The sequence below is a fragment of the Kitasatospora sp. McL0602 genome (assembly GCF_052076145.1).
GTDB lineage: Bacteria > Actinomycetota > Actinomycetes > Streptomycetales > Streptomycetaceae > Kitasatospora.
Genome location: NZ_CP197246.1, coordinates 6,440,504 through 6,466,013, shown reverse-complemented (window position 1 = coordinate 6,466,013; position 25,510 = coordinate 6,440,504). Strand labels below are relative to the sequence as shown.

General features: G+C 72.7%; 22 protein-coding genes and 1 pseudogene. 9 read left to right on the top strand and 14 right to left on the bottom strand.

All coding sequences use genetic code 11. The annotated features are described in order from the left end of the window. Window positions 1-62 precede the first annotated feature (62 nt). The 10 genes and pseudogenes from ACR68M_RS29320 to infC all read right to left on the bottom strand — a co-directional run bounded on the left by ACR68M_RS29320 (window position 63) and on the right by infC (window position 10,120). Window positions 63-1,040: a hypothetical protein gene (locus ACR68M_RS29320; protein ID WP_441247163.1), complete on the bottom strand. Its 978-nt coding sequence runs from the start codon at window positions 1,038-1,040 to the stop codon at window positions 63-65. Next, window positions 1,037-1,873, bottom strand: a pseudogene (locus tag ACR68M_RS29315) (ATP-binding cassette domain-containing protein); the annotation flags it as partial. The pseudogene ACR68M_RS29315 and the gene ACR68M_RS29320, both read right to left, overlap by 4 nt. Window positions 1,874-1,965: 92 nt before the next feature. Next, a complete protein-coding gene (locus ACR68M_RS29310; RefSeq protein WP_441247162.1) occupies window positions 1,966-2,397 on the bottom strand; it encodes a GntR family transcriptional regulator in 432 nt (143 codons plus the stop codon). A gap of 102 nt (window positions 2,398-2,499) precedes the next feature. Then, a complete protein-coding gene (pheT, locus tag ACR68M_RS29305; RefSeq protein ID WP_441247161.1) occupies window positions 2,500-4,995 on the bottom strand; it encodes a phenylalanine--tRNA ligase subunit beta in 2,496 nt (831 codons plus the stop codon). Continuing rightward, window positions 4,995-6,116, bottom strand: a complete 1,122-nt coding sequence (gene pheS / locus ACR68M_RS29300) for a phenylalanine--tRNA ligase subunit alpha (protein ID WP_441247160.1) — start codon at window positions 6,114-6,116, stop codon at window positions 4,995-4,997. Before pheS ends, pheT begins: the two co-directional genes overlap by 1 nt. A gap of 237 nt (window positions 6,117-6,353) precedes the next feature. Further along, entirely contained in the window at window positions 6,354-7,457 is a 1,104-nt protein-coding gene (locus ACR68M_RS29295; RefSeq protein WP_441247159.1) for an ATP-binding protein, read from the bottom strand. A gap of 60 nt (window positions 7,458-7,517) precedes the next feature. Then, the gene (locus ACR68M_RS29290; protein WP_441247158.1) at window positions 7,518-8,393 is read right to left on the bottom strand and encodes a TrmH family RNA methyltransferase; all 876 of its coding nucleotides are present in this window, start codon (window positions 8,391-8,393) and stop codon (window positions 7,518-7,520) included. 113 nt (window positions 8,394-8,506) lie between these two features. Next, window positions 8,507-8,899: a 50S ribosomal protein L20 gene (gene rplT / locus ACR68M_RS29285; protein WP_441247157.1), complete on the bottom strand. Its 393-nt coding sequence runs from the start codon at window positions 8,897-8,899 to the stop codon at window positions 8,507-8,509. Between the two features lie 106 nt (window positions 8,900-9,005). Continuing rightward, entirely contained in the window at window positions 9,006-9,200 is a 195-nt protein-coding gene (gene rpmI / locus ACR68M_RS29280; RefSeq protein WP_441247156.1) for a 50S ribosomal protein L35, read from the bottom strand. Between the two features lie 140 nt (window positions 9,201-9,340). Beyond that, window positions 9,341-10,120, bottom strand: a complete 780-nt coding sequence (infC, locus tag ACR68M_RS29275) for a translation initiation factor IF-3 (protein WP_441251746.1) — start codon at window positions 10,118-10,120, stop codon at window positions 9,341-9,343. Between the two features lie 439 nt (window positions 10,121-10,559). Here infC and ACR68M_RS29270 point away from each other — a divergent pair, with 439 nt between their 5' ends. Further along, window positions 10,560-10,931, top strand: a complete 372-nt coding sequence (locus ACR68M_RS29270) for a DUF1844 domain-containing protein (RefSeq protein ID WP_441247155.1) — start codon at window positions 10,560-10,562, stop codon at window positions 10,929-10,931. Between the two features lie 116 nt (window positions 10,932-11,047). On the opposite strand, the gene ACR68M_RS29265 is transcribed toward ACR68M_RS29270, so the two are convergent. After that, window positions 11,048-11,749 carry an SseB family protein gene (locus ACR68M_RS29265; protein ID WP_441247154.1) on the bottom strand — a complete coding sequence of 234 codons (702 nt, stop codon included), beginning with the start codon at window positions 11,747-11,749 and terminating at the stop codon, window positions 11,048-11,050. 83 nt (window positions 11,750-11,832) lie between these two features. Here ACR68M_RS29265 and ACR68M_RS29260 point away from each other — a divergent pair, with 83 nt between their 5' ends. Together ACR68M_RS29260 and ACR68M_RS29255 are read left to right on the top strand one after the other, a co-directional pair. Beyond that, a complete protein-coding gene (locus ACR68M_RS29260) occupies window positions 11,833-13,032 on the top strand; it encodes an amino acid deaminase/aldolase (RefSeq protein ID WP_441247153.1) in 1,200 nt (399 codons plus the stop codon). 63 nt (window positions 13,033-13,095) lie between these two features. Beyond that, window positions 13,096-13,470, top strand: coding sequence for a hypothetical protein (locus ACR68M_RS29255; RefSeq protein ID WP_441247152.1), 375 nt, complete (start codon window positions 13,096-13,098; stop codon window positions 13,468-13,470). 63 nt (window positions 13,471-13,533) lie between these two features. Here ACR68M_RS29255 and ACR68M_RS29250 read toward each other — a convergent pair whose 3' ends face one another. Both ACR68M_RS29250 and ACR68M_RS29245 read right to left on the bottom strand, forming a co-directional pair. After that, window positions 13,534-14,604 (bottom strand): DUF2510 domain-containing protein, encoded by a 1,071-nt coding sequence (locus tag ACR68M_RS29250; protein WP_441247151.1) that lies wholly within the window; start codon window positions 14,602-14,604, stop codon window positions 13,534-13,536. A 100-nt stretch (window positions 14,605-14,704) separates the two neighbouring features. Then, on the bottom strand, window positions 14,705-15,262 hold the full coding sequence (locus ACR68M_RS29245) for an SDR family NAD(P)-dependent oxidoreductase (RefSeq protein WP_441247150.1): 558 nt from the start codon (window positions 15,260-15,262) through the stop codon (window positions 14,705-14,707). Between the two features lie 131 nt (window positions 15,263-15,393). Here ACR68M_RS29245 and ACR68M_RS29240 point away from each other — a divergent pair, with 131 nt between their 5' ends. From ACR68M_RS29240 to ACR68M_RS29215, 6 genes are all read left to right on the top strand, one after another. Then, on the top strand, window positions 15,394-16,182 hold the full coding sequence (locus ACR68M_RS29240) for a gamma-glutamyl-gamma-aminobutyrate hydrolase family protein (RefSeq protein WP_441247149.1): 789 nt from the start codon (window positions 15,394-15,396) through the stop codon (window positions 16,180-16,182). Between the two features lie 19 nt (window positions 16,183-16,201). Further along, the gene (locus tag ACR68M_RS29235; protein ID WP_441247148.1) at window positions 16,202-17,260 is read left to right on the top strand and encodes a cation diffusion facilitator family transporter; all 1,059 of its coding nucleotides are present in this window, start codon (window positions 16,202-16,204) and stop codon (window positions 17,258-17,260) included. A gap of 44 nt (window positions 17,261-17,304) precedes the next feature. Further along, window positions 17,305-18,210 (top strand): 5'-3' exonuclease, encoded by a 906-nt coding sequence (locus tag ACR68M_RS29230; protein ID WP_441251745.1) that lies wholly within the window; start codon window positions 17,305-17,307, stop codon window positions 18,208-18,210. Window positions 18,211-18,301: 91 nt separating this feature from the next. Continuing rightward, the gene (locus ACR68M_RS29225) at window positions 18,302-18,601 is read left to right on the top strand and encodes a YciI family protein (protein ID WP_441247147.1); all 300 of its coding nucleotides are present in this window, start codon (window positions 18,302-18,304) and stop codon (window positions 18,599-18,601) included. Window positions 18,602-18,718: 117 nt separating this feature from the next. Further along, entirely contained in the window at window positions 18,719-21,214 is a 2,496-nt protein-coding gene (locus ACR68M_RS29220) for an SCO7613 C-terminal domain-containing membrane protein (protein ID WP_441247146.1), read from the top strand. 224 nt (window positions 21,215-21,438) lie between these two features. Beyond that, the gene (locus tag ACR68M_RS29215; RefSeq protein ID WP_441247145.1) at window positions 21,439-22,458 is read left to right on the top strand and encodes a sphingomyelin phosphodiesterase; all 1,020 of its coding nucleotides are present in this window, start codon (window positions 21,439-21,441) and stop codon (window positions 22,456-22,458) included. Window positions 22,459-22,527: 69 nt separating this feature from the next. On the opposite strand, the gene ACR68M_RS29210 is transcribed toward ACR68M_RS29215, so the two are convergent. Continuing rightward, complete coding sequence (locus tag ACR68M_RS29210; RefSeq protein ID WP_441247144.1) at window positions 22,528-25,392, bottom strand: DEAD/DEAH box helicase; 2,865 nt, start codon at window positions 25,390-25,392, stop codon at window positions 22,528-22,530. Window positions 25,393-25,510 lie beyond the last annotated feature (118 nt).

Below are 25,510 nucleotides of genomic sequence, written 5' to 3'. Positions count from 1 at the left end.
ACCGCCACCCCGCAAGAGCCCTGGCCAATGTTGTCCCGTCCATGCAAAATCCGAGTGCACACTCAGGCAGCACGGCGGTTCACGAACCACACCGCCGCCGCGCAGGCCGCCACCCCGAGCACCGCCATCCAGCCGAACTCGATCAACTGGAAGGGCCAGTACCGGGATTCGGGCTGGTACAACTCGTGCAGGGCGTAGCCGTGGCTGAGCAGCCGCTCGACGTCGGAGTTCTTGTCGACGAGGTCGAAGAACGCCGAGTCGGTCATCCGGGCCCCACCCGGGTCGGTGAACCAGCTCGTCGTCACCCAGCGGATGTCCGTCCCGCTGGTCACGGCGGTGTGCACGGTGTCCGTCAGCGGCGCCCGGTAGTGGAAGCGCAGCGCCTCTGCCACGAAGACGGCCACCACCGAGCCACCGACCCCGGCCCCGACGGCGGCGACGGTGCGGCGCAGCAGCGTCCCCGCCAGCACGCCGATCCCGAAGCCGAGAAGCGTCCGCCCGGCCATGGCCGGCGCCCCCTGGGCGAAGGTCTGCGGGCTGAGGCCGCCGAACAGGCCGATCAGCGGCGCGTTCCACCAGCGCAGCACCAGGCCGAGCAGCGCCCCGAGCCCCGGCAGAGCGGTGCCGGCGAGCAGCAGCCCGCCAGCCGTCCAGCGCGTCCGGCCCGCGCCCTGAGTCCAGGCGAAGCGGTACGTCCCCGCCTCGAACTCCCTTGCCACCAGCGGCCCTCCGACAAACGCTCCGATCGCCCCGGGGAGGAAGTACAGCACCATGCCGACCGTCCGGTTCGCATTCCCGTAGTCCCGGATGAAGGGCTTCCACAGGCGTACACACGCGGGTGTGGTGTTGTTGCACCGGGCCAGCCCGGCCCTGTCGTACGCCGCGTGCTGGATCAGCCCGCTCATCAGGAAGCCGACGGCGATCAGGGCGAACACCACCGTGACGGTGAGCAGCACCGAGCGGTGGCGCCGCCAGAGCGCCCAGGCGTACCCGGGCAGGGGCAGCGGGCCCGAGACGGCGGAGGTGATAGCGAGGCTCATGACTGGAGTGCCCGTTCGTTGTCGTTCGCGGTGACGAGCGAGTGCGGCCCCGATAGCGCGCAGGCGCCGGGCTCGCGCAGGTAGGAGAGCACCAACTCCTCCAACCCGATGGGCTGTTGCTGCCATCCCGGCGGGAGCGGAAGACCGCCGGCGGCGCGGACCAGCAGCCGGGTCTGGGCCCTGGCCGCGCGCGAGCGGACCACGGGGAGCCCGGCCGCGACGGCGGCGGCCTGCGCCGTCGGGCCGGTGAGCAGGCGGTGGCCGTCGAGCAGGTCGTCCACGTCGCCCGCGACCTGCACCCTGCCCCCGGCCAGCACGATCAGGTGGTCGCAGGTCTGCTCCAGCTCGGCGACCAGGTGGGAGGAGAAGAGCACCGAGATGCCGTCCTCCGCGACGGCGGTCATCAGCACGGCCATGAACTCGTGCCGGGCGAGCGGGTCGAGTGCGGCCAGCGGCTCGTCCAGGATGAGGAGTTCGGGCCGCTTGGCGAGAGCCAGCGCGAGCGCGACCTGGGACTGCTGGCCACCGGAGAGCCTGCCGAACTTCCGCTCCAGCGGGATGCCCAGCCCGGCGAGCCGGGCGCGTGCCCCGATGTCGTCCCAGACGCGGTTGAGGCCGCGCCCCATCCTGAGCAGGTCGCCGACCGGGATGCCGGGGTAGAGCGCGGTGTGCTGGGCGACGAAGCCGATCCGCTCCAACGCGGGGGCGGAGCCGGGCCGCAGGCCGCCGAGGACGGCGATCGCCCCCTCCGTCGGCGCGGCGAGCCCGGCCGCCAGGTGCAGCAGGGTGGTCTTGCCCGCGCCGTTCGGCCCGACCAGCGCGGTCACCCGGCCCGCCGGGATGCCGAGCCGGCAGTCCCGCAGGGCCCAGGTGCGGCGGTAGCGCTTGCCCAGCCCGCCGCACTCGATCACGTGCCCGGCCCCTGTCATGCCACGTCCCCCGTGTTCCGGAGCTCGTGCAGCGCGTTCTCGAACAGCGCCGCCATCGCCCCCTCGTCCAGCCCGGCCGCCCTGGCCGCGCGCATCCACTCCACCAAGCCCTTGTGCAGGGCCAGTTGCTCCCGCAGTGGCACCACCGAAGCGGGCAGCCCCGCGACGAAAGTGCCCTGCCCGCGCTTGCCGACGGCCAGCCCCCGGTGCTCCAGCTCGCGGTACGCCTTGAGCACCGTGTTGGGGTTGATCGCCAGCCCCGCGACCACGTCCTTGACCCGGGGCAGCTGGTCGCCCTGCTTCAGGTACCCGATCCGCAGGGCCTGTTCGACCTGTTGCACGAGTTGCAGGTAGGTCGGCACCCCGGAGGCCGGGTCGAGCCGGAACTCGATCGGCGAGGGCAGCTCATCACCTTTATCTACTTCCATAGGTAAAGAGTTAAGCCGACTACTGATCACCAGTCAAACCGGGCCCGGAAACGCCGAAGGACCCCACTCCCGGCCGGGGAGTGGGGCCCTTCAAGCTAGGCGTCAGGCGCCGCGCAGCACCGCACCCGTCGCGGCAGCGGCCGCAGCCACCGCCGACTCGCGGGCCGCCGACGCCTCGTCGGCCGTCAGCGTGCGGTCGGTGGCACGGAAGCGCAGCGTGTACGCCAGCGACTTCTTGCCCTCGCCCGCCTGCTCACCGGTGAAGACGTCGAACAGCCTGATGGCCTCCAGCAGTTCACCCGCCCCGGCGCGCAGCGCGGTCTCGACCTCGGCGGCCGGCACGGCGGAGTCGACGATCAGCGCGACGTCCTGGGTGGCCACCGGGTAGGAGGACACCGCCGGGCCGCTGACCCGCTGCTCGCCGGCGGCGAAGAGCAGGTCGAGGTCGATCTCCATCGCGCTGGTGCGCTCCGGCAGGTTCAGCGACTTGATGACGCGCGGGTGCAGCTCACCGGCGTGGCCGACGACGACCTCGCCGACCAGCAGCTCGGCGCAGCGGCCCGGGTGCCACGGCTGACGCTGGGCCTGACGGATCGTCAGCTCCACGCCCGCGGAGGCGGCGACGGTGCGGGCCGCCTCGACGGCGTCCGCCCAGACCGCGCCCGCGCCCTTGCCCCACCAGCCGGACGGCAGCCGCTCGCCCGCGAGGGCGACGGCTACCCGGCGCGGCTGGTCCGGCAGCGCGGCGTCCAGCGAGGCCAGCTGCTCCTCGGTCGGACGGCGGTCGACGGGCAGGCGCGGAGCAACCTTCGACTCCGCCTTGGGGAGGAAGACGGTGCCCGACTCGAAGATCGCCAGGTCGGTGTTGCCCCGGCCGATGTTGCGCCGCAGTGCGCCGAGCAGGCCCGGCAGCAGCGTGGTGCGCAGCGCCGGCTCCTCGTCGTTCAGCGGGTTGACGAGCTTCACCGTGCGGCGGCGCTCGTCGCCCTTCTCCAGGCCGAGCGCGTCGAGCGCGGCCTCGCCGACGAAGGGGTAGTTGTTGACCTCGACGTAGCCCGCACCGGCCAGCGCGACGCCCGTGCGGCGGTGGAAGCGCTGCGCCTCGGTCAGGCCACGGCCCGGCGGCACGGTGGGCATCCGCGCGGGCACGTTGTCGTAGCCCTCCAGGCGGATGACCTCCTCCGCGAGGTCGTACGGGTCGGTGAGGTCGGGGCGCCAGGTCGGCGGGGTGACCTCCAGGATGTCGGTGCCCGCGACGGTGCAGCCGATCTCCTGGAGCCGCCGGGTGACGGTCTCCCGGCCGTAGCCAGTGCCCGCGACGCGGTCGGGGAGGTCCGCGTCGATGGCGATGGTGCGCAGCGGGTGCGGGGCCGCGATGTCGGTGACCCCGGCCTCGGCGGTGCCGCCCGCGATCAGGACCAGCAGGTCGACGGCGCGCTGCGCGGCGGCACGGGCGGCCTCCGGGTCGACGCCGCGCTCGAAGCGCTTGGACGCCTCGGAGGGCAGCTTGTGCCGCTTGGCGGCACGCGCGACGGTGACCGGGTCGAAGTGCGCGGCCTCGATGATCACCTCGGTGGTGCCGGGCCCGGCGGCCGGGTCGAGGATCTCGGTGGACGCGCCGCCCATGACACCCGCCAGGCCGATCGGCCCGGAGTTGTCGCAGATCAGCAGGTCCTCGGCGGAGAGCTTGCGCTCGACGCCGTCGAGGGTGGTGATCAGCTCGCCGTCCTGCGCGCGGCGGACCTGGATCGCGCCGTCCACGCGGCTGCGGTCGTACGCGTGCAGCGGCTGCCCGACCTCCAGCATCACGTAGTTGGTGATGTCGACGGTCAGCGAGATCGGGCGGATGCCCGACTTCTGCAGCCGGCGCTGGAGCCAGATCGGCGACTGCGCGGCCGGGTCGATGCCGGTGACCGTGCGGGCCACGAAGCGGTCGCAGCCCGCCGGGTCGGCGACCTTGACGAGGTAGCCGTAGGAGTTGGCCGGGGGCACGTCGAGCAGCGCCGGGTCGGCCAGCGGCAGCCCGTACGCGGCGGCGGCCTCGCGGGCGACGCCGCGCATCGAGAGGCAGTAGCCCCGGTCGGGGGTGACGGCGATGTCGAGCACCTCGTCGACGAGCTGCAGCAGCTCGACGGCGTCGGTGCCGGGCTCGTACTCCGGCGGGAGCACGATGATGCCGTTGTGGTCGTCACCCATGCCGAGCTCGCGGGCGGAGCAGATCATGCCGGCCGAGGTGTGGCCGTAGGTCTGCCGCGCGGCGATCGGGAACGGGCCGGGCAGGACGGCGCCGGGGAGCACCACGACGACCTTGTCGCCGACGGCGAAGTTGGTCGCGCCGCAGACGATCTCCTGCGGTTCGCCGGTGCCGTTGGCGTCGCCGACGTTGACGAAGCAGTGCCGGATCGGCTTCTTGAAGCCGGGGAGCTCCTCGATCGACAGCACCTGGCCGACGACCAGCGGGCCCTTGAGGTCGGCGTTCAGCTGCTCGACGGTCTCGACCTCGAGCCCGGCGCGGACCAGCCGGGCGGCGACGTCGCGGCCGGTCTCACCCGCCGGAAGGTCGACGTACTCGCGCAGCCAGGAGAGCGGGACGCGCATCAGATCTCCATCCCGAACGGGAGGGTGAAGCGGACGTCACCCTCGACCATGTCGCGCATGTCGGCGACGTTGTGGCGGTTCATCAGGATTCGCTCCAGGCCGAGGCCGAAGGCGAACCCGCTGTAGCGGCTCGGGTCGACGCCGCAGGCGACCAGCACCCGGGGGTTGACGACGCCGCAGCCGCCGAGCTCGATCCAGCCCTCGGAGGAGCAGGTGCGGCAGGGCTTGTCCGGGTTGCCTACGCTCTCGCCGCGGCAGACGAAGCACTGCAGGTCGATCTCGGCGCTCGGCTCGGTGAACGGGAAGTACGAGGGCCGCCAGCGCAGCTCCAGGCCGTCGCCGATCAGCTTCGAGACCAGCAGCTCGATGGTGCCCTTGAGGTCGGCGAAGGTGATGCCCTCGTCCACCGCCAGGCCCTCGACCTGCCGGAAGACGGGGGTGTGCGTCGCGTCCAGCTCGTCGGTGCGGTAGACCCGGCCGGGGCAGACGACGTAGACCGGCGGCTCGCGGTCGAGCAGCGTCCGGGCCTGCACCGGGGAGGTCTGGGTGCGCAGCACGACACCGGAGTCGGCCGAGCCGTCGGGGGCCTGCACGAAGAAGGTGTCCTGCATCGAGCGGGCCGGGTGGTCCTCGCCGAGGTTGAGGGCGTCGAAGTTGAGCCACTCCGCCTCGACCTCGGGGCCCTCCGCGACCTCGTAGCCCATGGCCACGAAGGTGTCCTCGATGCGCTCGGCGAGCGTCGTCAGCGGGTGCCGGGCACCGCGCGGCGCGCGGTCGTACGGCAGCGTGACGTCCACCGCCTCCTCGACCAGCACGCGGGCGTCCCGCTCCGCCTCCAGCTCGACCTGGCGCTTGGCGAGCGCCTGGTTGACGGCGCCACGGGCCTGGCCGATCAGCTTGCCGGCCGCCGCCTTGGCGTGCGGGGGCAGTGCGCCGATCTCACGGTTGGCGAGGGACAGGGCCGAGCGGTCGCCGGTGTGCGCGACCTTGGCCTGCTTGAGCTCGTCCAGCGTGGCGGCGGCGGCGAAGGCCGCGACGGCCTCGTCCCGGGCGCGCTCGACCTCTTCGGGCTTCAGTGCCTCGACCTCTACCGGGTCGTACGACTTGTTGGGTGCCGACATCTCTATCTTCCCGTGCTCCTGCTCGTGTGTGCTCAGGTCTTGGGCCTCGTCACTGCGGTACGCCCTGCGTGGCCGAGGGCACGGGCAGCCGATCTCCGTACCTGGAGGAAGAGCATGTCCGCGGCACCGCCGCGCAGGGCGTCGCGCAACGCCAAAGGCCGAGTGTAGTCGCAGCGCGTACACAGCCCGCCGGGCCAGGACTCCTTACAGCATGCCCCGCATGTCGTTCATGCTGTTTCACAGCATGAAGTCGGGCACTCCGGCGGGCAGGATAAATCGGAACTGGGCGCCGCCACCGGGCGCGCGCGTGATCCGGATGGTGCCGCAGTGGGCCTCGACGATGCCCTTGACGATGTAGAGGCCGAGGCCGGTGCCGCCGCGCTTGGAACCGCGCCAGAAGCGGGTGAAGACGCGCGGCATCGACTCCTCGGGGATGCCGGTGCCTTCGTCGCTCACGGTGACCGCCGTTCCTTCCATGACCTTGGGGGGAGTGCCGGGGCGCTCCCAGTCGGCGGCCTCGACCAGCTCCTTGGCGGGCGCCACCTCGATGGTGACAGTTCCCTCGCCGTGCCGCACCGCGTTTTCCAGCAGGTTGGCGAGCACCTGGTCGACCTTGTCCGGGTCGGCCCAGAGCTGGGTGAGCGGCTCGGTGATCCGGATGTCGAAGCGCTCGGCGGGGATGCCCGCGGCGACCTTGCCGTCCACGTGCCGGCGGACGGCGGCGGCGAGGTCGACGACCTGCTTGCGCAGCTCCAGCCGCCCGGCGTCGATCCGGGAGATGTCCAGCAGCTCGGCGATCAGCCGGGTCACCCGGTCGGCGTCGGCGTCGACGCTCTCCAGCATCCAGCGCTTCTGCTCGTCGGTGAAGCGCTCCCACTTGACCAGCAGGGTCTTGGTGAAGCCCTTGACGCTGGTGAGCGGCGAACGCAGCTCGTGCGCGACGGTGGCGATCAGCTCGGCGTGCCCGCGCTCGGTGCGCCGCCGGGCCTCGGTGCCGCGCAGCGCGACCACCACCCGCTCGACCGGCCCGCGCGGGGCGCTGCGGACGTACCGGGCGGAGACCAGCACCTCACGGCCGCCGGGCAGCAGCAGGTTGCGTTCGGGCTGCCCGGTGCGCACGGCGAGCCCGCCGTACGGGTCGGTCAGCTGCCACCAGCGGTGCCCGTCCAGGTCCTCCAGCGGGAGGGCCTCCTCCAGCCGGGTGCCGAGCGCCGTGGCGGCCCGGATGCCGGTGAGCCGGGCGGCGGCCGTGTTGAAGCAGACCACCTCACCTGTGCGGTCGGCGATCACCAAGCCGTCCGGCAGGTCGTCCGGGTGCCACTCGGGCCCGTTGCCGACCATGGGCGTCCTCCCCAATTACCCACCGATTACCCACCGTAAAGGTGCCCCCACTGTCCGACCCTAGCGCCCCGACCCCGGTACGCGACACCCTCCGGGCGAGCGCTGGGCACGCGCGGAGGCATAGAGGCAGACGGCGGCGGCGGTCGCCAGGTTGAGGCTCTCGGCGTGGCCGTGGATCGGGACGCGCACGACCTCGTCGGCGAGCGCCCGGGTCTCCTCCGGCAGGCCCCAGGCCTCGTTGCCGAAGACCCAGGCCCCGGGCGCGCCGAGGGTGCCCTCGTCCAGCTCCTGGTCGAGGTCGCGCTCCCCCGCGCCGTCGGCCGCGAGCACCCGCACCCCGGCCTCGCGCAGCCTGGCGACGGCCTCCTCGACCGGCACCCCGACGGCGAACGGCAGGTGGAACAGGCTCCCGACGGAGGCCCGGACGGCCTTCGGGTTGTACGGGTCCACGGAGGCGTCGGTGAGGATCACCGCGTCCGCCCCGGCCGCGTCGGCGGTCCGCAGCACGGTGCCCGCGTTCCCGGGGTCGCGGACGTGCGCGAGCACGGCGACCAGCTGCGGGCGGGCCTTGAGGATGTCCTCGAAGGGGGTGTCCAGGAAGCGGCAGAGCGCGACGATGCCCTGCGGGGTGACGGTGTCGCAGATCTCGGCGATCACCTCGTCGGTGGCCGTGAGCACCGGCAGCCCCTCGGTGAGCGCAGCCTGCACGATGTCCGGGTGCCGCTCGGCGGCCTCCACGGTGAGGTAGACCTCCACCACCACGTGCTCGTCCGACCCCGCCGGGCGCCCGTACGCGACGGCCTCCCGGACGGCCTGCGGCCCCTCGGCCAGGAAGCGGCGCTCCTTGCTGCGGTTGCTGCGCCGGGCCAGCTTGCGGGCGGCGACGACGCGGGGCGAGCGCAGGGAGGTGAGCAGGGGGGTGTCGGTGCTCTGCATGCTCTCGTTCTCTGGGGAGGTCGATCAGGTGTGCGGGCCGGGAAACACTCGGACCCGCAGACGTGAGTGCCTGCGGGTCCGAGGAAAGCTCAACTACTACTGATCCCGGAGGATCAGGCGGCGACGGCGGCCCGGGGGGCGTTGACGTCGGCCGGGAGGGCCTTCTGAGCGACCTCGACGAGCGACGCGAAGACGCCCGGGTCGTTGACGGCGAGGTCGGCCAGCATCTTGCGGTCGATCTCGACGTTCGCGATCTTCAGACCCTGCACGAAGCGGTTGTACGTGATGCCGTTGGCGCGGGCCGCAGCGTTGATGCGCTGGATCCAGAGCTGACGGAAGTCGCCCTTGCGCTTCTTGCGGTCGTTGTAGTTGTAAACGAGCGAGTGGGTGACCTGCTCCTTGGCCTTGCGGTACAGGCGCGACCGCTGGCCGCGGTAACCGCTGGCCCGCTCGAGGATGACCCGGCGCTTCTTGTGGGCGTTCACTGCCCGCTTGACGCGTGCCACTTTGTTACTCCTTGGGTTGGACCACGGACTACTTCACGTGGTCCGTCATTCGAATGGGTCGGGAAGGATCAACTGATCCCGCTGCCCGGAGGCGGCGGGAGGGGGATCACTTGCCGAGAAGCTTCTTGATCTTCTTCGCGTCGGCCGGGGCCACCACGACGGTGCCGGCCAGCTTGCGGGTCAGCGTCGAGGGCTTGTGCTCAAGGTAGTGGCGGCGACCGGCACGCTCACGCAGCACCTTGCCCGAGCCCGTGATCTTGAAGCGCTTGCTCGCGCCGCTGTGAGTCTTCTGCTTCGGCATATCGCCGTATCTCCTCGTCGGTCCGCCCTCACCCGCACGCTGCCGTGCGGGTAAGGACTGGATGGATCTCCGGTGTCCGGGGCGGGACGCCCCGGCACCGTGGTGACCGATCCACTCGGACGGCGCAAGCCTTTGCAGGCTCAGGCGTCCTGAGTGGCCTCGGCCGGCTTCTCGCCCTCGGCGTCGGCCTCGGCCGCTGCCTCGTCGGTGACCTCGGCCTCGGTGACCTCGTCGACCTCGTCGGTCTCGTCGATGTCCTCGGCGTCGGCCTCCGCCTCGGCGGCGGCGTTCTCGGCCTCGAGCGCAGCGTCGTCATCCGCAGCCTGGTCGTCCGGGCCGGCGTTACGGCCCTGACGCTCGGCCTTACGGGCGTCCGCGATCGCACGGGCCTCGGCCATGGCCTCGGTCTTCTTCTTGTGCGGGCCAAGCACCATGATCATGTTTCGGCCGTCCTGCTTGGCCGAGGACTCCACGAAGCCCAGCTCCTGGACGTCGTTCGCCAGCCGCTGCAGCAGTCGGAAGCCCAGCTCGGGGCGGGACTGCTCACGACCGCGGAACATGATCGTGATCTTGACCTTGTCACCCTGCTTGAGGAACCGGACGACGTGACCCTTCTTGGTGTCATAGTCGTGCGGGTCGATCTTCGGCCGGAGCTTCATCTCCTTGATGACCGTGTGCGCCTGGTTCTTGCGCGCCTCACGGGCCTTCATGGCCGACTCGTACTTGAACTTGCCGTAGTCCATGAGCTTGCACACCGGCGGCCGGGCGGTCGCCGCGACCTCGACCAGGTCGAGGTCGTACTCCTGCGCGAGCTCCAGCGCCTTGGCAAGCGGCACGATGCCGACCTGCTCGCCGCTGGGACCGACGAGTCGCACCTCGGGGACGCGAATCCGGTCGTTGATGCGGGGCTCGGTGCTGATGGGGCCTCCTAGGTTGCACCTTCTGCGCCACGGCCGTCGGACGACCGTGGGTAGTGGACTCGACCACTGGGCGGGGCTTCATTCGTGCTGCGCTGCCGCGTTTGGCGCCTTGCACCGCGACACGAAAAAAGCCCCGCTCATTTGCAAGCGGGGCTCCACACAACCGGGGGCGGCGCCCGGTGAGGGGCGCTGCTGGCGATCGGCAGCCTGGGCTGCTCTCGCGGACCGGAGACCCGTCGACCCTGGGGACGATCGGGTGGGAGACTTTCGCGGTTGCCCTCTCGGGCCTCCATGAGTGGAGCCTCCACTTGCTGGCCGGGCGCTCTTGTCGAGCCCCTGGCCGGTCAGTCTTGGAGCTTACGCTACCGATGCCGGTATGGAAAATGCGGGCTTGTACGCTCAACGGTGTACGTACGCCGGCACGACGGAGTGAGCCATCTTGAGCACCCAGCCCACCGACCACAACGACGACGCCGAGCTCGGCTTCGACGACTTCACCCGTGACATCGCGGAGGTCCCGGCCGTCGAGGTGATCACCACCGTCGCCGTGCACCTGATGAGCGCCGCGGCCGTCAAGTGCGGTCTCGCCGAGGGCGGCGAGGCCGACAAGGACCTCGACGAGGCCCGCAAGCTGATCACCGCCCTCGCCGGGCTGGTCACCGCCGGGGCCCCCGAGATCAGCAACTTCCACGCCGCCCCGCTGCGGGACGGCCTGAAGTCGCTGCAGCTGGCCTTCCGCGAGGCCTCGCTCGTGCCGGACGCGGTCGGCGCCGGGCCGGGCGAGAAGTTCACCGGGCCCGTCTACAGCTGAGGCCCGCCACGCGCGGACCCGCCACACACGGACACAGGGGTGCGGGGAACGGCACGAAGCGGGAGGCTGCGACTTGTCGCCTTCCGGATTCGCGCAGTTCCCCGCGCCCCTGTGCGTCAGCTCGCCAGTAGCGCGAGGTCGAGACCCCTGGTCAGCCTGACGCGGAGGATCGGGTCGGTCGCGAGGGCGGCGGCCAGGCGGCCGGCGAGTTCGCGGACGGCGGCCTCGGGGAGGTCGGTCGCGATGGCCAGGACGGCGTCGGTCTCCGTCCCCGGGCGCAGCTCGGCGCGGAGCACGGCGGGCTCGGCGGCCACCAGTGCCTGCACGGCGGCCTGCACCTCCGGGTCCTCCAGCGGCGGGAGGTAGGGGCGGTTCTCCGCCACGGCCCGCATCCGGGCGCCGGTCAGCTCGTACGTGACCGGGCCCGCCGGGTCGACCAGCAGGGAGCCGGCCTGCTCGGCGTAGGCGGCGAGTACGGCCTGCGGGGCAGCGACCGGGGCCGGGCGGGCGTCCGCTCGCCAGCGGGTCATGGTCTCCAGCGAGGTGAAGGCCGGGAGGGCGCGGCGGCCGTCGGGGGCCTCGATCACCGGGACGGCCATGTCGCTGGTCTTCTCGTGCTTCAGCCCGTTGCTGTCGATCTCGACCTCGCCGAGCAGGGCCACGATCGGGACCATCAGCCGACTGGGCGTCAGCGCCGCGAGCAGCTCGGGCTCGGCGGAGCGGTCGGCCGCCCAGGCCGCGAGGGCCCGGGTGAGCCGGGGGTCGGCGGTGCCGTCGTCGTCGGCGAAACCTGGGTTCGGGATGTTCTTGCGGTCCACCCGGCGAGCCTATGCCACCGGCCGGAGAGCGGAACGCCGTCGACCCCTACCCACGGGTAGCGGCCGTGTGGCAGTCTGCGCGCATGGCGAACCCGACAGCCTCCGACCGGGCCCGGTACGACCGGGCCACCGCGCACCTCGACGCGCCGCTGGCGATCGTCGACCTGGCGGCCTTCGACGCCAACGCGGCCGATCTCGTCCGCCGGGCGGCGGGCAAGCCCGTCCGGGTCGCGAGCAAGTCGGTGCGCTGCCGGGCCCTGCTGGAGCGGGCGTTGGCGATGGACGGCTTCGCCGGGATCATGAGTTTCACCCTCGCCGAGTCGATCTGGCTGGCCCGCGAGGGCTTCACCGACGTCCTGCTCGCCTACCCCTCCGCCGACCGGGCCGGCTTCGCCGAGCTGACGGCCGATCCGAAGCTGGCCGCGAGCGTCACCGTGCTGGTCGACGACCCGGAGCAGCTCCGGCTGATCGACGCGGCCCGCGAGGGCAGCGAGGAGATCCGGGTCTGCCTGGAGCTGGACACCGCGCTTCACCTCTTCGGGGGGCGGGTGCGCGTCGGTGCGCGCCGCTCCCCGCTGCGCACGCCCGAGGCGCTCGGCGCCCTCGCGGAGCTCGTCCAGCGCCGTCCGGGCTTCCGGGTGGTCGGGTTGATGGCGTACGAGGGGCATGTCGCCGGGGTCGGGGACAGCCTGGCCGGGCGGCCGGTGCGGTCGCGGATGATCCAGCTGATGCAGGCCAAGGCCCGGACGGAGCTGGCCGAGCGGCGGGCCGCCGTGGTGCGGCGGCTGAGGCAGGTCGCGGAGCTGGAGTTCGTCAACGGCGGCGGCACCGGCAGCGTGGAGAGCACCGTCGCGGAGCGGGCGGTGACGGAGGTCGCGGCCGGGTCCGGGCTGTACGTGCCCCGGCTGTTCGACAACTACCGCTCGTTCCAGGGGCGTCCGGCGGCGCTGTTCGCCCAGCCCGTGGTGCGGCGGCCCGGCGTCGGCGTGGTGACGGTGCTCGGCGGCGGCTACCCGGCCTCCGGCGCCGCCGGGGCGGACCGCTCCCCCGTCCCGTACCTGCCGGAGGGCCTGCGCTACGACCCGCAGGAGGGGGCCGGCGAGGTGCAGACCCCGCTGCTCGGCTCCGCCGCCGACGACCTGCTGATCGGTGACCGGGTCTGGTTCCGGCACGCCAAGGCGGGCGAGCTGTGCGAGCGCTTCGCCGAGCTGCACCTGATCGACGGCGACCAGGTGGTGGAGACCGTCCCGACCTACCGGGGCGAGGGGAAGACGTTCCTCTGACAACTGACAACGCCGTCGGCGCTGGCCTAGTCTGACGGGACGTCGAGACAGGTGGGGGTACGGATGGACGCGGAGCTGGTGACACTGGCGACGTCGGGAGCCACGACGATGGTCGGGCTGATGGCGACGGAGGTGTGGACACAGGCGCGGGGGCGGTTCGCCGCGCTCTTCGGGCGGAGCCGCGCGGCGGACGTCGAGGCGGAGCTGGAGGAGGTCCGGCTCGCCGGCGACGCCCCGGACGAGCTGGTCGCGGAGTGGGCGCCCCGGCTGCGGCGGGCCCTGGCGGCCGATGACGCCATGGTCCCGGTGCTGCGGGAGCTGCTGGCGGAGTTCGAGCCGACTGCGCGCGCCGAGGCCGGCGTGCACAACATCATCAACGGCGGGACGTTCCACGGCCCGGCGATCCAGGCCGGGAGCATCGGCAACCTGCGGCTCTGAGAGCCGACGCGGTACGCCACAGGGGGCGCGGGGCTGCTGCCCCGCGCCCCCTGTGGTCGGCCGTCAGGTCTTGGTGGTGCCGTCCGGCGAGGCGCCGGTGAAGTCGGTGATGCTCTTGACGATGCTGTCCATCTGGTCGACGGAAGGCGCCTTGGGGGCGATGTCGAAGCCGAGGTGAACGGTGATCAGCGCGGTGCTGCCCGCGTTCGGGAAGACCACGGTCTGGACGTAGCCGTCGTTGCCCTGCGGGGCGGCGACCTTCCAGCGGACCAGGTAGCCGTCGCGGCCGTCGACCTTCACGGCCTCCGACTTGAGCTCGTCGTGCGACTTGATCGCGCCGTACGAGTCCTTGGCAGCGGCCTCGATGTCCGCCAGGGCCGCCTGCTTGGCGTCGGTGCCCTTGAGCGCGCCGGTGGTCACGCCACCGAGGGAGCACTCGCCGGAGCCGACACCCGGGCAGGTGTAGCTGCCGACGCTCAGCGCGGCGAGGCCGGTGGCCGTGGTGCCGCCCGTCCAGCCCGAGGGGATCGGGATGCTGATGCCGTTGATCGCGTCGACGGCGTCCCCGGTGGTGGCACCGCCACCACCACCCTTGCCGGTGCCGCCACCACCGCCCTTGCCGCTTCCGCTGCCGCCGCCGAAGCCGTTGGAACCGCCGGAGCCGCCGGAGCCACCGGAGCCACCGCCCGAGCCGCCAGAGCTGCCCGAACCGCCACCGCCGAAGCCGGGGAAGCTGTCGTTGCCGTTGCCGTTGCCGTTGCCGCCGAGGTGCTGCTTGGCCGACCGGGGTGCGGCCTGGGCCGTCGACCGGCCGTCCATCGCCAGGTAGGTGATGCCGGAGCCGACGACCAGACCGGCCAGCGCCGCGATGGTCGCGGCGACGATCACCGGGCGGGAGACCTTGCGCCGCTTGGGCTCGGGCACGGCGTCGGCGGGGAAGGCCGAGAGCTCGGGCGGCTCGGGGTAGCGGACGGTCTGGCCGCCGCTGTCGATCACCTCGCCCTCCAGAGCGGCGCTCGGGCCGGGCCTGGTGGTGGCCGTCCAGCCGTGTCCGTCCCACCAGCGCTCGGGGCGGGGGGTGCTGACGGTGTCCTGGGGGTCCGGGTACCACCCGGCGGGAATCTGCTCGCTCACGCCAGAGAATCTAAACGCATTTGGATAAGCGCGATATCAGTACACCCGCCTATTCGCGCTTTTTCGGATGAGATTCCGGTGAGAACCCTCCATCCGCAGGTCAGAGCGCTGCGGCGGTGATCTTCCCGAGCTCCTCGTCGGCCACGAACTCACTCGCCGTGAGCAGTGCCGAGTCGTCGCCCGCCAGCAGGGCGACGGCCGCCGCAGCGAGCTCGTCCGGCCCACCGGCCCGGAGCGTGTTCACCCGGATGCCCTCCCGCGCGTACTGCCGCGCGAGTGAAACGGAGAGGGCGCCGGTCCCAGGCTCCGCGCCGGAGAGATTGATGATCGAGCCGCGACCGTGGCGACGCATGTACGCCAGCGCGAAGCGGCAGCAGACCTCGGCCGCCGAGACGTGGAAGGCGATGTCGACGCCGCCGCAGGTCTCGTACGCTTCGTCGTAGAGCGCCTCGACCATGTCGGCGTCGGCCAGGTCGGCGTGCACGAACAGACCTTTCACCGCACGGGCGATAGCCCGACCGGCGGGCTCGTCCGGGTCGGCGCAGACCACCTTCGCACCCTCGGCCGCGAGCCGCTTCGCCACCGCCGCACCGAGGCCGCTGCCCGCACCGGTGACCACCGCCACCCGGCCGGTGAGGCGCCGCGCGGTCTCGGTCATGAGCTCTCCCTCGGGTCTCGTCTGCGGCCGACCGTACGCGAGCGGCCGCCGACCTGGTGGAGAGACGCGCGGACATTCGCAATCGGCTGACATTGACGGCGACCGGCTCGGCGGCGGTGGAGAATCCGGGCATGACGACCAGGCCCGTGATCGGCATCAGCACCCACCTCACCCAAGCGGTGTGGGACCACCGGTCGGCGCAGCGCGCCGTCCTGCTGCACGAGCGCTACCCCCGGCAGGTGCAGGACGCAGGCGGAGTCGCCTTCATGCTGCCGCCGGACGCACCCGCGTACGCGCCCGAGGCGGTGGCCCGGCTCGACGGGCTGGTGATCGCGGGCGGCCCCGACGTGAACCCCGCCCTGTACGGCGCCCGGCCGCACCCGAAGACGGTGGCGAACGCGCCCGAGCGGGACCTCTGGGAGGCCGCCCTGCTGCGCTCCGCGCTGGCCGCCGGGCTGCCGCTGCTCGGGATCTGCCGGGGCATGCAGCTGCTGAACGTGGTCTGCGGCGGCTCGCTGGTGCAGCACCTGCCCGAGGCCGGGCCGCACCTGGGCAGCTCCGACGGCTACGGTCGGCACCCCGTCCGGCCGCTGCCGGGCACCCTGCTGGCCGAGCTGCTGCCGGAGGAGTCGGTGACGGTGCCGACCTACCACCACCAGGCGGTCGAGCGGCTCGGCGCCGGGCTGACCGTCTGCGCGCTGGCCGAGGACGACACGATCGAGGCGGTCAGCGGCTCCGGGTTCACCCTCGGCGTGCAGTGGCACCCCGAGCAGGGCACCGACCTGCGAGTGATGCGGGCCCTCGTACGGGCCGCCCGGGAGAGGCTTTCGGGAACGACAACGGTCACCAGTGCAGCCTTTGGATCTTCCTCCGATCTGGGGTTCACTTCCGGTGCGGGGCTGCTGAGCCCCAGCCCCTGACGTTCGGGAAAGGACGGCGATGTCCGACCACCAGCACGGCCGTCAGCACGGCCATGACCACGATCACGCGCACTCCCACGGCGGTGGGCACGGCGGCGGGCACGGCGGGCACTCGCACGGCGTGGCCGCCGACGCGGACCGCCGCTGGCTGCTCAGCGCGCTGACCCTGATCGTCGTCTTCATGGCCGGCGAGGTCGTGGTCGGCTTCGCCGCGCAGTCGCTGGCGCTGATCTCGGACGCGGCGCACATGCTCACCGACGCCGCGTCGATCGTGCTCGCGCTGATCGCCATGCGGCTCTCCGCCCGCCCGGCCCGGGGCGGTTACACGTACGGGCTGAAGCGGGCCGAGATCCTCTCCGCGCAGGCCAACGGCGTCACGCTGCTGGTGCTCTCCGCCTGGCTCGGGTACGAGGCGGTCACCCGGCTGCTGGAGCCGCCGGACGTCCAGGGCTCGCTGGTGCTGGTGACCGCACTGGTCGGGATCGTGGTCAACCTCGGGGCGACCTGGTGCATGTCGAAGGCCAACCGCACCTCGCTCAACGTCGAGGGCGCCTTCCAGCACGTGCTGACCGACCTCTACGCCTTCGTCGCGACGGCCGTCGCCGGCCTGGTCATGCTGACCACCGGATTCGCGCGGGCGGACGCCATCGCCTCGCTGATCGTGGTCGCGCTGATGCTGCGGGCCGGCATCGGTCTCGTCCGGGACTCCGGGCGGATCTTCCTGGAGGCGGCGCCCGCCGGGATCGACCCGGACGCGGTGGCCGACCGGATGGTCGCCGAGCCCGAGGTGGTCGAGATCCACGACCTGCACATCTGGGAGATCACCTCCGGCCAGCCCGCGCTCTCCGCGCACATCCTGGTCGCCCCCGGCGGCGACTGCCATGCCGTCCGTCGCGGCCTCCAGCGGCAGCTGCGCGACGACTACCGGATCACCCACGCCACCCTCCAGGTCGACCACGTCGGCGAGGACGAGGACCAGAGCCTGCTCCAGATCACCCCGGCGGCAGCGGCACTCGCCGGCGAGCACTGCGCCGACTCGCACGGCCCGGTGCACCGCAGCGGGCCGCACGAGCACTGACAGTGCGGTGCGGCATGATCTGAGACGTGACCGCACCGCGACTGATGCTTCTCGACTCCGCAAGCCTCTACTTCCGGGCGTACTTCGGTGTGCCGGACTCCCTGAAGTCACCCGACGGGCAGCCGGTGAACGCCGTGCGCGGGCTGCTCGACTTCATCACCCGGCTGGTCCATGACCACCGCCCCGACCAGCTCGTCGCCTGCATGGACGCCGACTGGCGCCCGCAGTGGCGGGTCGACCTCATCCCCACCTACAAGACGCACCGCGTCGCCGAGGCGGCCACCGAGGGCGAGGAGGAGATCCCGGACACCCTGGCCCCCCAGGTCCCGGTGATCGAGCAGGTGCTCGACGCCCTCGGCATCGCCCGGGTCGGCGTGCCCGGCTACGAGGCCGACGACGTGATCGGCACCCTGGCCACCCGGGCAGCCGGTCCGGTGCAGATCATCACCGGCGACCGTGACCTCTTCCAGCTGGTCGACGACGCGCGCGGCGTGCAGGTGCTGTACCCCCTCAAGGGTGTCGGCATGGCGCAGCTCATCGACGAGGCCGCCCTGCGCGAGAAGTACGGCGTCACCGGCACCGAGTACGCGGACATGGCCGCCCTGCGCGGCGACCCGAGCGACGGCCTGCCCGGCGTCAAGGGCATCGGCGAGAAGACCGCCACCCAACTCATCCGCGAATACGGCGACCTCCCCGGCATCCGCGCCGCCGCCGCCGACCCCCTCTCCAAGCTCACCCCGGCCCGCCGCAAGAACATCCTCGAAGCCGCCCCCTACCTCGACGTGGCCCCCACCGTCGTCCGCGTCGCCACTGACATCCCCCTCCCCGACTTCGACCCCACCCTCCCCCACGAACCCCTCGACCCCATGACCCTCGAAGACCTCGCCACCCGCTGGGGCCTCGGCACCTCCCTCACCCGCCTCCTCGACACCCTCGCAACCACCCGCTGAGAACGGAGCCGGCGGCCGTGCTCCCCGGCACGGCCCAAGGTGTCCGACGAAGCGTCAAGTTGTGGGCCAGCAGGGGCCTACCCTGGTGATCATGTTCATTCTGGAGCTCACCTACATCGCGTCCCTCGAGCGCGTCGACGCCGCCATCCCCGAGCACAACGCCTGGCTGGATGCCCACTACGCCTCGGGCGTCTTCCTCGCCTCCGGCAGGAAGGTGCCGCGCGACGGCGGCGTCATCATCGCCGTCGGCGAGGACCGGGCGAAGATCGAGGAGATCGTGCAGGGCGACCCGTTCAGCGTGGCCGGTGTCGCCGAGTACGCGATCACGGAATTCCTTGCCACCAAGACCGCTCCGGCGCTGGAGCAGTACCGCCAGGAACTCCCCGCCTGAGCCTGTCTCAGCAGCCGGCAGGCTCGGCCCAGGCGGGGCTTGTCGGCGCCGGTGCAGGACAGATCTGAGTAGCCGTACTCATGTACGGCGGGCCGCGCAGGGCTGACACTCTGAGGCATGACCACCCCAGCTCCTGCCTGCCCCGACTGCGGTGCAGCGCTCACACCCGGGCTCAACGCCCGGTGCCCGCAGTGCCGGCTGCCTCTCGCCGGGCCGGATGCCGCCGCGCTCTGGCAGGTGACGCTGGCTATGCGGTCGGCCGAGGAGTACGTCCAGGTGTTGGTCCGTGAGCGGGACGGCCTGCTCGGGCGGCTGCGGGCCGGGCGGGATCTGCCCGACCTGCCGGACCTGCCGGTGACCGAGCCATGGGCCGCGTCGGCCGTGCGCGAGGTCTCCGGCCGGTCGGCCCAGACCGTCCTGCTGGTGCTCGGCGGGCTGCTGGTCAGTGTCGCCGCGCTGGTCTTCACCGTGGTCAGCTGGGGCAGCCTCGGGCTCACCGGCCGCACGGTCGTGCTGCTCGCCCTGACCGGCTGCGCGCTCGCGCTGCCGCCCCTGCTGCGCCGTCGCGGGCTGGACGCCACCGCCGAGGCGGCGGGCGCCGTCGGCCTCGGGCTGGTGCTGCTGGACTGCCTGGCGGCCCGCGCCGCCGGACTGTTCGGGTCGGGGGTGAGCGCCCCCGGATACTGGGCGGGCGTGACGGCCGCTGTCAGCGCTGGGGCGCTGGCCTACGGCTGGGCCCTGCGGCTGCGCTTCCCGCTCGCGGCGGGCTTCCTGCTGACCGCGCTGCCAGTGCCGCTGCTGCTGGTGGCCGGTGAGGCGCGGCAGCTCCAGGCGTACGCGGCCGCCTTCGTGGGAGCGGCAGCCGTGCAGGCCCTGCTGCTGTGGGGTGCCCGGCGGACCGACTCGGTACCGGCCGGGCTGCGGCAGGCCGGCGCCGTCCTCGCCTGCGGGTGCGCCCTGCTCGGCAGCATGGTCTCGGTGACCGGCCTCGCGCTGGCCGACGGCCCGGCCGAGGCAGCCTGGGCCTGGGCGCCGCTGGGCCTGCTGGCGGTGCTCGGACTGGCCTTCGCCACCCGGTACCAGGCTGCCTCCTACGTCACGGGTGCGGCGCTGGTCCTCGCGGCGGGCGGCACGCTCAGGCCGCTGTTCGCCCCCGCCTGGGTGGCCGTCGCCTTCGAGGTGTCCGGCCTGCTGGTGCTCACCGTCGGCTGGGCGCTCCAGCGCCTCGGCCGGTCCCGGCCCGGCACCCTGAGCGGCGTCCTGCACGTCGGCGCGTGCACCCTGCCCGCTGCCGCCGTGGCCGCCTTCCCCGTCCTCGTCCGGACCGTCCTGGAGCCGCTCGGCCAGGCCCCGGGCGTCTGGGCCCGGACGGCCCAACCCGCCTGGCACTGGCAGCTCGACCCGGCCGCGTTCACCGCTCTGGCCCTGCTGGCTGGAGCTCTCGTGGTGACCGCCGCCCTGTGGGCACCCGGCGGAGCCGCGACGGCGACGAAGGCTGTGGCAGTAGCTGCCGGCGCACTCGGCGCGCTGACGCTGAGTCTGGTGCCGGTGGCCTCGGGGCTCCCGTACCGGGTGGCGGTCGCGACCGCCTTGGCGGCGGCCGCCGTCGCCGGGGTGGCCGTCCTGCGCAGGCCGGCCCAGGCAGCGCCGTGGGCCGGGGTGGGGACGGCCCTCCTGGTCGCCGTGCTGTGGGCCTCGGCCGACCGGGCCGCGGCCATCACCGTGCTCGGACTCTGCGCCGCTCTCGGCGCGGCACTGGCCCGGCGGCTCGCCGTCACCGCGCCGGGCCGGGCGGCCTTCGCAGCCGCCACCACCGTCCTCGCCCTCGGGGCGGAGGCCGCCGCCGTTACCGACACGGCAGGGCTCGGCGGGCCCGGCCCGCTGTTCGCCGTCCTCGGGGTCGCCGTCGCGACTGTCCCGGTGGCCACCCGCACCGCCGCCAACGCCGCCAACGCCACCGTCTCCCGCGCCGTCGAGGGCACCGGCTACGCACTGGCCGCCCTCGCCCTGCTGCTCACCGCGCCGTACCACGGCAGCTTCGCGCTCGCCCTGGCCGTCTGCGGCGTCGCCGCGCTCGCGGTGGCGCTGCGCGCGGACCGCCGCCCGGCCGCCCAGGCCACCGGCGCCGGTCTGCTGATCGCCTCCTCCTGGACGCGGCTGGCGCTCTGGGAGGTGCACACTCCCGAGGCGTACACCCTGACGGTGGCCGCCGCCGCGCTGACGGTGGGTCACCTGCGGCACCGGCGCGAGCCCGCCGTCTCGTCCTGGCGGACCTACGGCCCCGGCCTGGGCGCTGCCCTGCTCCCGAGCACGCTGGCGCTCTGGTCGGACGGGCACTGGCTGCGCCCGCTGCTGCTCGGCTGCGGCGCGCTGGCCGTCACCGTGGGAGGCGTGGTGCGACGTCGGCAGGCGCCCGTGGTGCTGGGCGGCGGCGCGCTCCTGCTCACCGCCCTGCACGAGCTGACCCCCACCGTCGTCCAGGTGCTCGGGCTGCTCCCCCGCTGGGCCCCGCTCGCCACCGCCGGGCTGCTGCTGCTCGCCCTCGGTGCCCGCTACGAGCGCCGCGTCCAGGACACCCGCCGTCTGCACCAGGCATTCCGCCGACTCGGCTGAACCGGGGCCGTACCGCCCGTGGACGGCGGCTGTCCGGCACAGTGACGCGGCGCTCCGTGCACCAACACCTGTCTGGCCAACCTCGGCCGGCACGGGCCGGTGCTGTATAGCCATCTTTCCGACATGAATCGTTCTCCCCCAGGTACTGCCCAGTAGACCGGTGAGTAGCTAGCCTCTCCGCTGTCATGTCCAGGGACAGTGACCCACCCTCAGGAGACCGCACCGTGCTTGCCCGTCGTACCGCCACCGCCTTCGCCGCCGCCCTGCTGCTCGGCGGCACCCTGCACACCGCCGCGGCCCAGGCCGCCACGCCCACCACCCTCTCGGTCTTCGCGTTCAACGTCGACCTCGGCACCTCCGTGGTGGACTGGTCGCAGAACGAGCAGGCCTCGCGCCGGACGCCGATCGTCGAGTCGATCATCCGTCAGCACAGCGCCGACGTCGTCGTGCTGGACGAGCTCTTCAACAACTCCTCGGTCAGCGACATCAACAGCAAGCTGGCCGACCTCTACCCGTACCGCACGCCGGTCGTCGGCGGCACCTGCTCGGGCGGCGGCTGGACCGGCATCAGCGGCAACTGCTCCAGCTCGATGTTCGTCATCAACGGCGGCACGATGATCCTCTCCAAGTACCCGATCACCGCCCAGTACGCGCACATCTTCAGCAACTCGACCTACGGCACCTGGGACTACCACGCCGACAAGGGCGCCGCGCTGGTGCAGGTCAACAAGGGCGGCGTGAAGACCTGGGTCGTCGGCACCCACCTCCAGGCCGACGAGTCCGACAAGTCCACCGACACCACCCAGGCCACCCGCCTCGGCCAGCTCGGCGAGATCAAGGACTGGACGAACGGCATCGTCGGCGCCACCGCGCCGGTGCTGATCGCGGGCGACCTCAACGTCGAGTACTTCCACGGCCAGTACCGCAACGACTACGCCAACTCGCAGGCCGCGGTGAACGGTGTGCTCGGCACCCCGGCCACCAACCCGGGCGAGGCCCGGACCACCATGGACTGCGCCGTCGCCTCCTGGTGCCAGTACATGGCGGGCGTGGAGACCTTCCCGGTCGACTACCGCGACGACCTCGACTACGTCGGCTACCTGAACGCCCCCGGCCGCCCGGTGCCGGTCGCCCTCCCGACCGTGCAGATCGACTTCGACCCGCAGGCCGGCTGGACGCAGGGTCAGCTCGACACCAAGGCCCCGAGCGACCACTACCCGGTCGAGGCGACCTTCCAGTTCTAGCCGCTCGCACCACGGCAGGGGGCGTCGGACCGACCGGTCCGACGCCCCCTGCCGTCTCCTCAGCCGGGCTCAGCCCACCGAGGAGTACGCGATGATGCCGCGCCGCAGCGCGTCCACCGCCTTGCGGGCGTTGGTCCGCAGGGCGGCGTCGTCGCCCGCAGCGTCCTGGATCTGCCCGAGCACGTCGATCAGCTGCTTCGTCCAGCGGACGAAGTCGCCGGCGGGCATGTCGGCGTCGCGCAGGACGGAGTCCAGGTTGTGGCCGAGGGCCCAGCGGTAGGCCGTCCAGGCGAAGCCGAGGTCGGGCTCGCGCTGGCCGACGCCCTCGGCGGTGGAGATCTTGTGCTGCTCCTCCAGGGCGTCGAGGTGGCCCCAGATCCGGACCATCCGGCCGAGTGCCTCCTTGGCGCCGCCCTCCGGCACCCGGGGGGCGGCCGCGTCGTCGGCCTGCCGGGCCTCGTACACCAACGCCGAGGCGCAGGCGGCGAGTTCGGCGGCGCCCAGGCCGTTCCAGACGCCCTCGCGGATGCACTCCGAGGCGAGCAGGTCGAGCTCGCCGTACAGGCGGCCGAGGCGCTTGCCGTCGGGGGTGACGGTGTCGCCCTGGAGGTAGCCGAGGTCGGTGAGCAGGCCGCAGACGCGGTCGAAGGTGCGGGAGATGGTGTTGGTGCGGGAGCGGACCTTGCGCTCCAGCAGCTCGGTGTCACGGGTGAGCCGGTGGTAGCGCTCGGCCCAGCGGGCGTGGTCCTCGCGCTCGTCGCAGCCGTGGCAGGGGTGCTGGCGCAGGGTCGCGCGCAGCCGGGAGATCTCCGGGTCGTCGGCGGCGGCCGCGCGGCCCTTGCGGAAGCGCTCGGGCTCCAGGTGGCCGGCCTTGGTGCGCAGCGCGGAGGCGAGGTCGCGGCGGGACTGCGGGCTGCGCGGGTTGAAGGACTTGGGGATCTTGACCCGGTCGACCGCCGTGACGGGGTACGGGAAGTCGATCATCGCGAGCCGCTTGACCTGCCGCTCGGCGGTGAGCACGACCGGGCGCGGCCCGTCCTGGTAGTCCGGGTGGCGGTGGGTGCGCGGTGAGCGGCTGACCGGCGGCAGGCCCGGGTCGAGGACGAGGGCGAGCCCGGCGAACTTGCCGGTGGGGACGTGGATGACGTCGCCCGGCTTGAGCTGCTCGATCGCCTCGACGGCGGCGGCCCGGCGCTGGCCGGTGCCCTCGCGGGCGAGGGCGTTCTCACGGTCCCCCAGCTCGCGGCGCAGCCGCATGTACTCCTCGAAGTCGCCGAGATGGCAGGTCATCGACTCGCGGTAGCCCTCCAGGCCCTCCTCGTTGCGCTGGACCTGCCGGGCGATGCCGACGACCGAGCGGTCGGCCTGGAACTGCGCGAAGGAGGTCTCGAGCAGCTCGCGCGAGCGGCGCCGCCCGAACTGGGAGACGAGGTTGACCGCCATGTTGTAGGACGGGCGGAAGGAGGACTTCAGCGGGTACGTGCGGGTGCCCGCGAGCCCGGCGAGCGCCTCGGGGTCGATGGCGCGCTGCCAGAGCACGACGGCGTGGCCCTCGATGTCGATGCCGCGCCGCCCGGCCCGGCCGGTGAGCTGGGTGTACTCGCCGGGGGTGATGTCGGCGTGGGTCTCGCCGTTCCACTTGACGAGCTTCTCCATGACCACCGAGCGGGCGGGCATGTTGATGCCGAGCGCCAGCGTCTCGGTCGCGAAGACCGCCTTGACCAGGCCCTTGACGAAGAGCTCCTCGACGACCTCCTTGAACCTCGGCAGCATCCCGGCGTGGTGGGCGGCGATGCCGCGCTCCAGGCCGTCCAGCCACTCGAAGTAGCCGAGGACGTGCAGGTCCTCGTCGGGGATGTCTGCGCAGCGCTCCTCGACGATCGAGCGCACCAGCGCGCGGTCGCTGTCGCGGTTGAGGCGCAGCCCGGAGCCGAGGCACTGCTGGACGGCGGCCTCGCAGCCGGCCCGGCTGAAGATGAAGGTGATGGCGGGCAGCAGGCCCTCGGCGTCGAGGCGCTCGATGACGTCGACCCGGCCGGGTGTCCAGACCCGGCTGGGGCGGCCGGTGGGCATGGAGCGGCCGCGGCCCTTGGCGTAGCGGTCGTTGCCCGCGCGCGGGTTGCCGGCCTGCTCGGAGCGGGCGAGGCGGACGAGCTCGGGGTTGACGGCCTTCGCGGGGTTGCGCGGGGCGTCCTTGGGGCGGCCGTCGCGGTCGGGGTTGGCGAAGAGGTCGTACATCCGGTTGCCGGCCATCACGTGCTGCCAGAGCGGCACCGGGCGGTGCTCGGAGACGATGACCTTGGTGCCGCCGCGGACGGTGTCGAGCCAGTCGCCGAACTCCTCGGCGTTGGAGACGGTCGCGGAGAGGGAGGCCAGCACGACGGACTCGGGGAGGTGGATGATGACCTCCTCCCAGACGGCGCCGCGGAAGCGGTCGGCGAGGTAGTGCACCTCGTCCATCACCACGTACCCGAGGCCGTCGAGGGCGCGGGAGCCCGCGTAGAGCATGTTGCGGAGCACCTCGGTGGTCATCACGACCACGGGGGCGTCGCCGTTGACGCTGTTGTCACCGGTGAGCAGGCCGACCTTGTCGGCGCCGTAGCGCTTGACGAGGTCGCCGAACTTCTGGTTCGACAGGGCCTTGATCGGCGTGGTGTAGAAGCACTTGCGGCCGCTCTGCAGGGCCAGGTGCACGGCGAACTCGCCGACGATGGTCTTGCCGGAGCCGGTGGGCGCGGCGACGAGCACGCCGCTGCCCTCCTCCAGGGCCTGGCAGGCCTCGATCTGGAAGGGGTCGAGCGGGAAGTCGTACAGCTCGCGGAAGCCGTAGAGGTGGGTGGCCTGCTCCTTGGCGCGGCGGCGGAAGGCCGCGTACGCCTCGGCCGGGCCGAGCTCCTCGGTGCCCCTGGCTTCGGTGCCCCTGTCTTCGGGCATGGCGCTGTTCATCGGCGTCACCTCTTCTTCCCGTGGGGCTGGAGCCCGTCGGGACGGGCTGCGGGTGCAGACGGCGACGCCTGCTGCTGCGGGGCCGGGCCGGAGGCCGGGGCGCAGC

Coding starts and splice junctions, on each gene's coding strand:
- ACR68M_RS29320 (WP_441247163.1), bottom strand. CDS start 1,040: ATGAGCCTCGCTATCACCTCCGCCGTCTCGGGCCCGCTGCCCCTGCCC.
- ACR68M_RS29310 (WP_441247162.1), bottom strand. CDS start 2,397: ATGGAAGTAGATAAAGGTGATGAGCTGCCCTCGCCGATCGAGTTCCGG.
- pheT (WP_441247161.1), bottom strand. CDS start 4,995: ATGCGCGTCCCGCTCTCCTGGCTGCGCGAGTACGTCGACCTTCCGGCG.
- pheS (WP_441247160.1), bottom strand. CDS start 6,116: ATGTCGGCACCCAACAAGTCGTACGACCCGGTAGAGGTCGAGGCACTG.
- ACR68M_RS29295 (WP_441247159.1), bottom strand. CDS start 7,457: ATGGTCGGCAACGGGCCCGAGTGGCACCCGGACGACCTGCCGGACGGC.
- ACR68M_RS29290 (WP_441247158.1), bottom strand. CDS start 8,393: ATGCAGAGCACCGACACCCCCCTGCTCACCTCCCTGCGCTCGCCCCGC.
- rpmI (WP_441247156.1), bottom strand. CDS start 9,200: ATGCCGAAGCAGAAGACTCACAGCGGCGCGAGCAAGCGCTTCAAGATC.
- ACR68M_RS29260 (WP_441247153.1), top strand. CDS start 11,833: ATGGCGAACCCGACAGCCTCCGACCGGGCCCGGTACGACCGGGCCACC.
- ACR68M_RS29255 (WP_441247152.1), top strand. CDS start 13,096: ATGGACGCGGAGCTGGTGACACTGGCGACGTCGGGAGCCACGACGATG.
- ACR68M_RS29245 (WP_441247150.1), bottom strand. CDS start 15,262: ATGACCGAGACCGCGCGGCGCCTCACCGGCCGGGTGGCGGTGGTCACC.
- ACR68M_RS29240 (WP_441247149.1), top strand. CDS start 15,394: ATGACGACCAGGCCCGTGATCGGCATCAGCACCCACCTCACCCAAGCG.
- ACR68M_RS29235 (WP_441247148.1), top strand. CDS start 16,202: ATGTCCGACCACCAGCACGGCCGTCAGCACGGCCATGACCACGATCAC.
- ACR68M_RS29230 (WP_441251745.1), top strand. CDS start 17,305: ATGCTTCTCGACTCCGCAAGCCTCTACTTCCGGGCGTACTTCGGTGTG.
- ACR68M_RS29225 (WP_441247147.1), top strand. CDS start 18,302: ATGTTCATTCTGGAGCTCACCTACATCGCGTCCCTCGAGCGCGTCGAC.
- ACR68M_RS29220 (WP_441247146.1), top strand. CDS start 18,719: ATGACCACCCCAGCTCCTGCCTGCCCCGACTGCGGTGCAGCGCTCACA.
- ACR68M_RS29210 (WP_441247144.1), bottom strand. CDS start 25,392: ATGCCCGAAGACAGGGGCACCGAAGCCAGGGGCACCGAGGAGCTCGGC.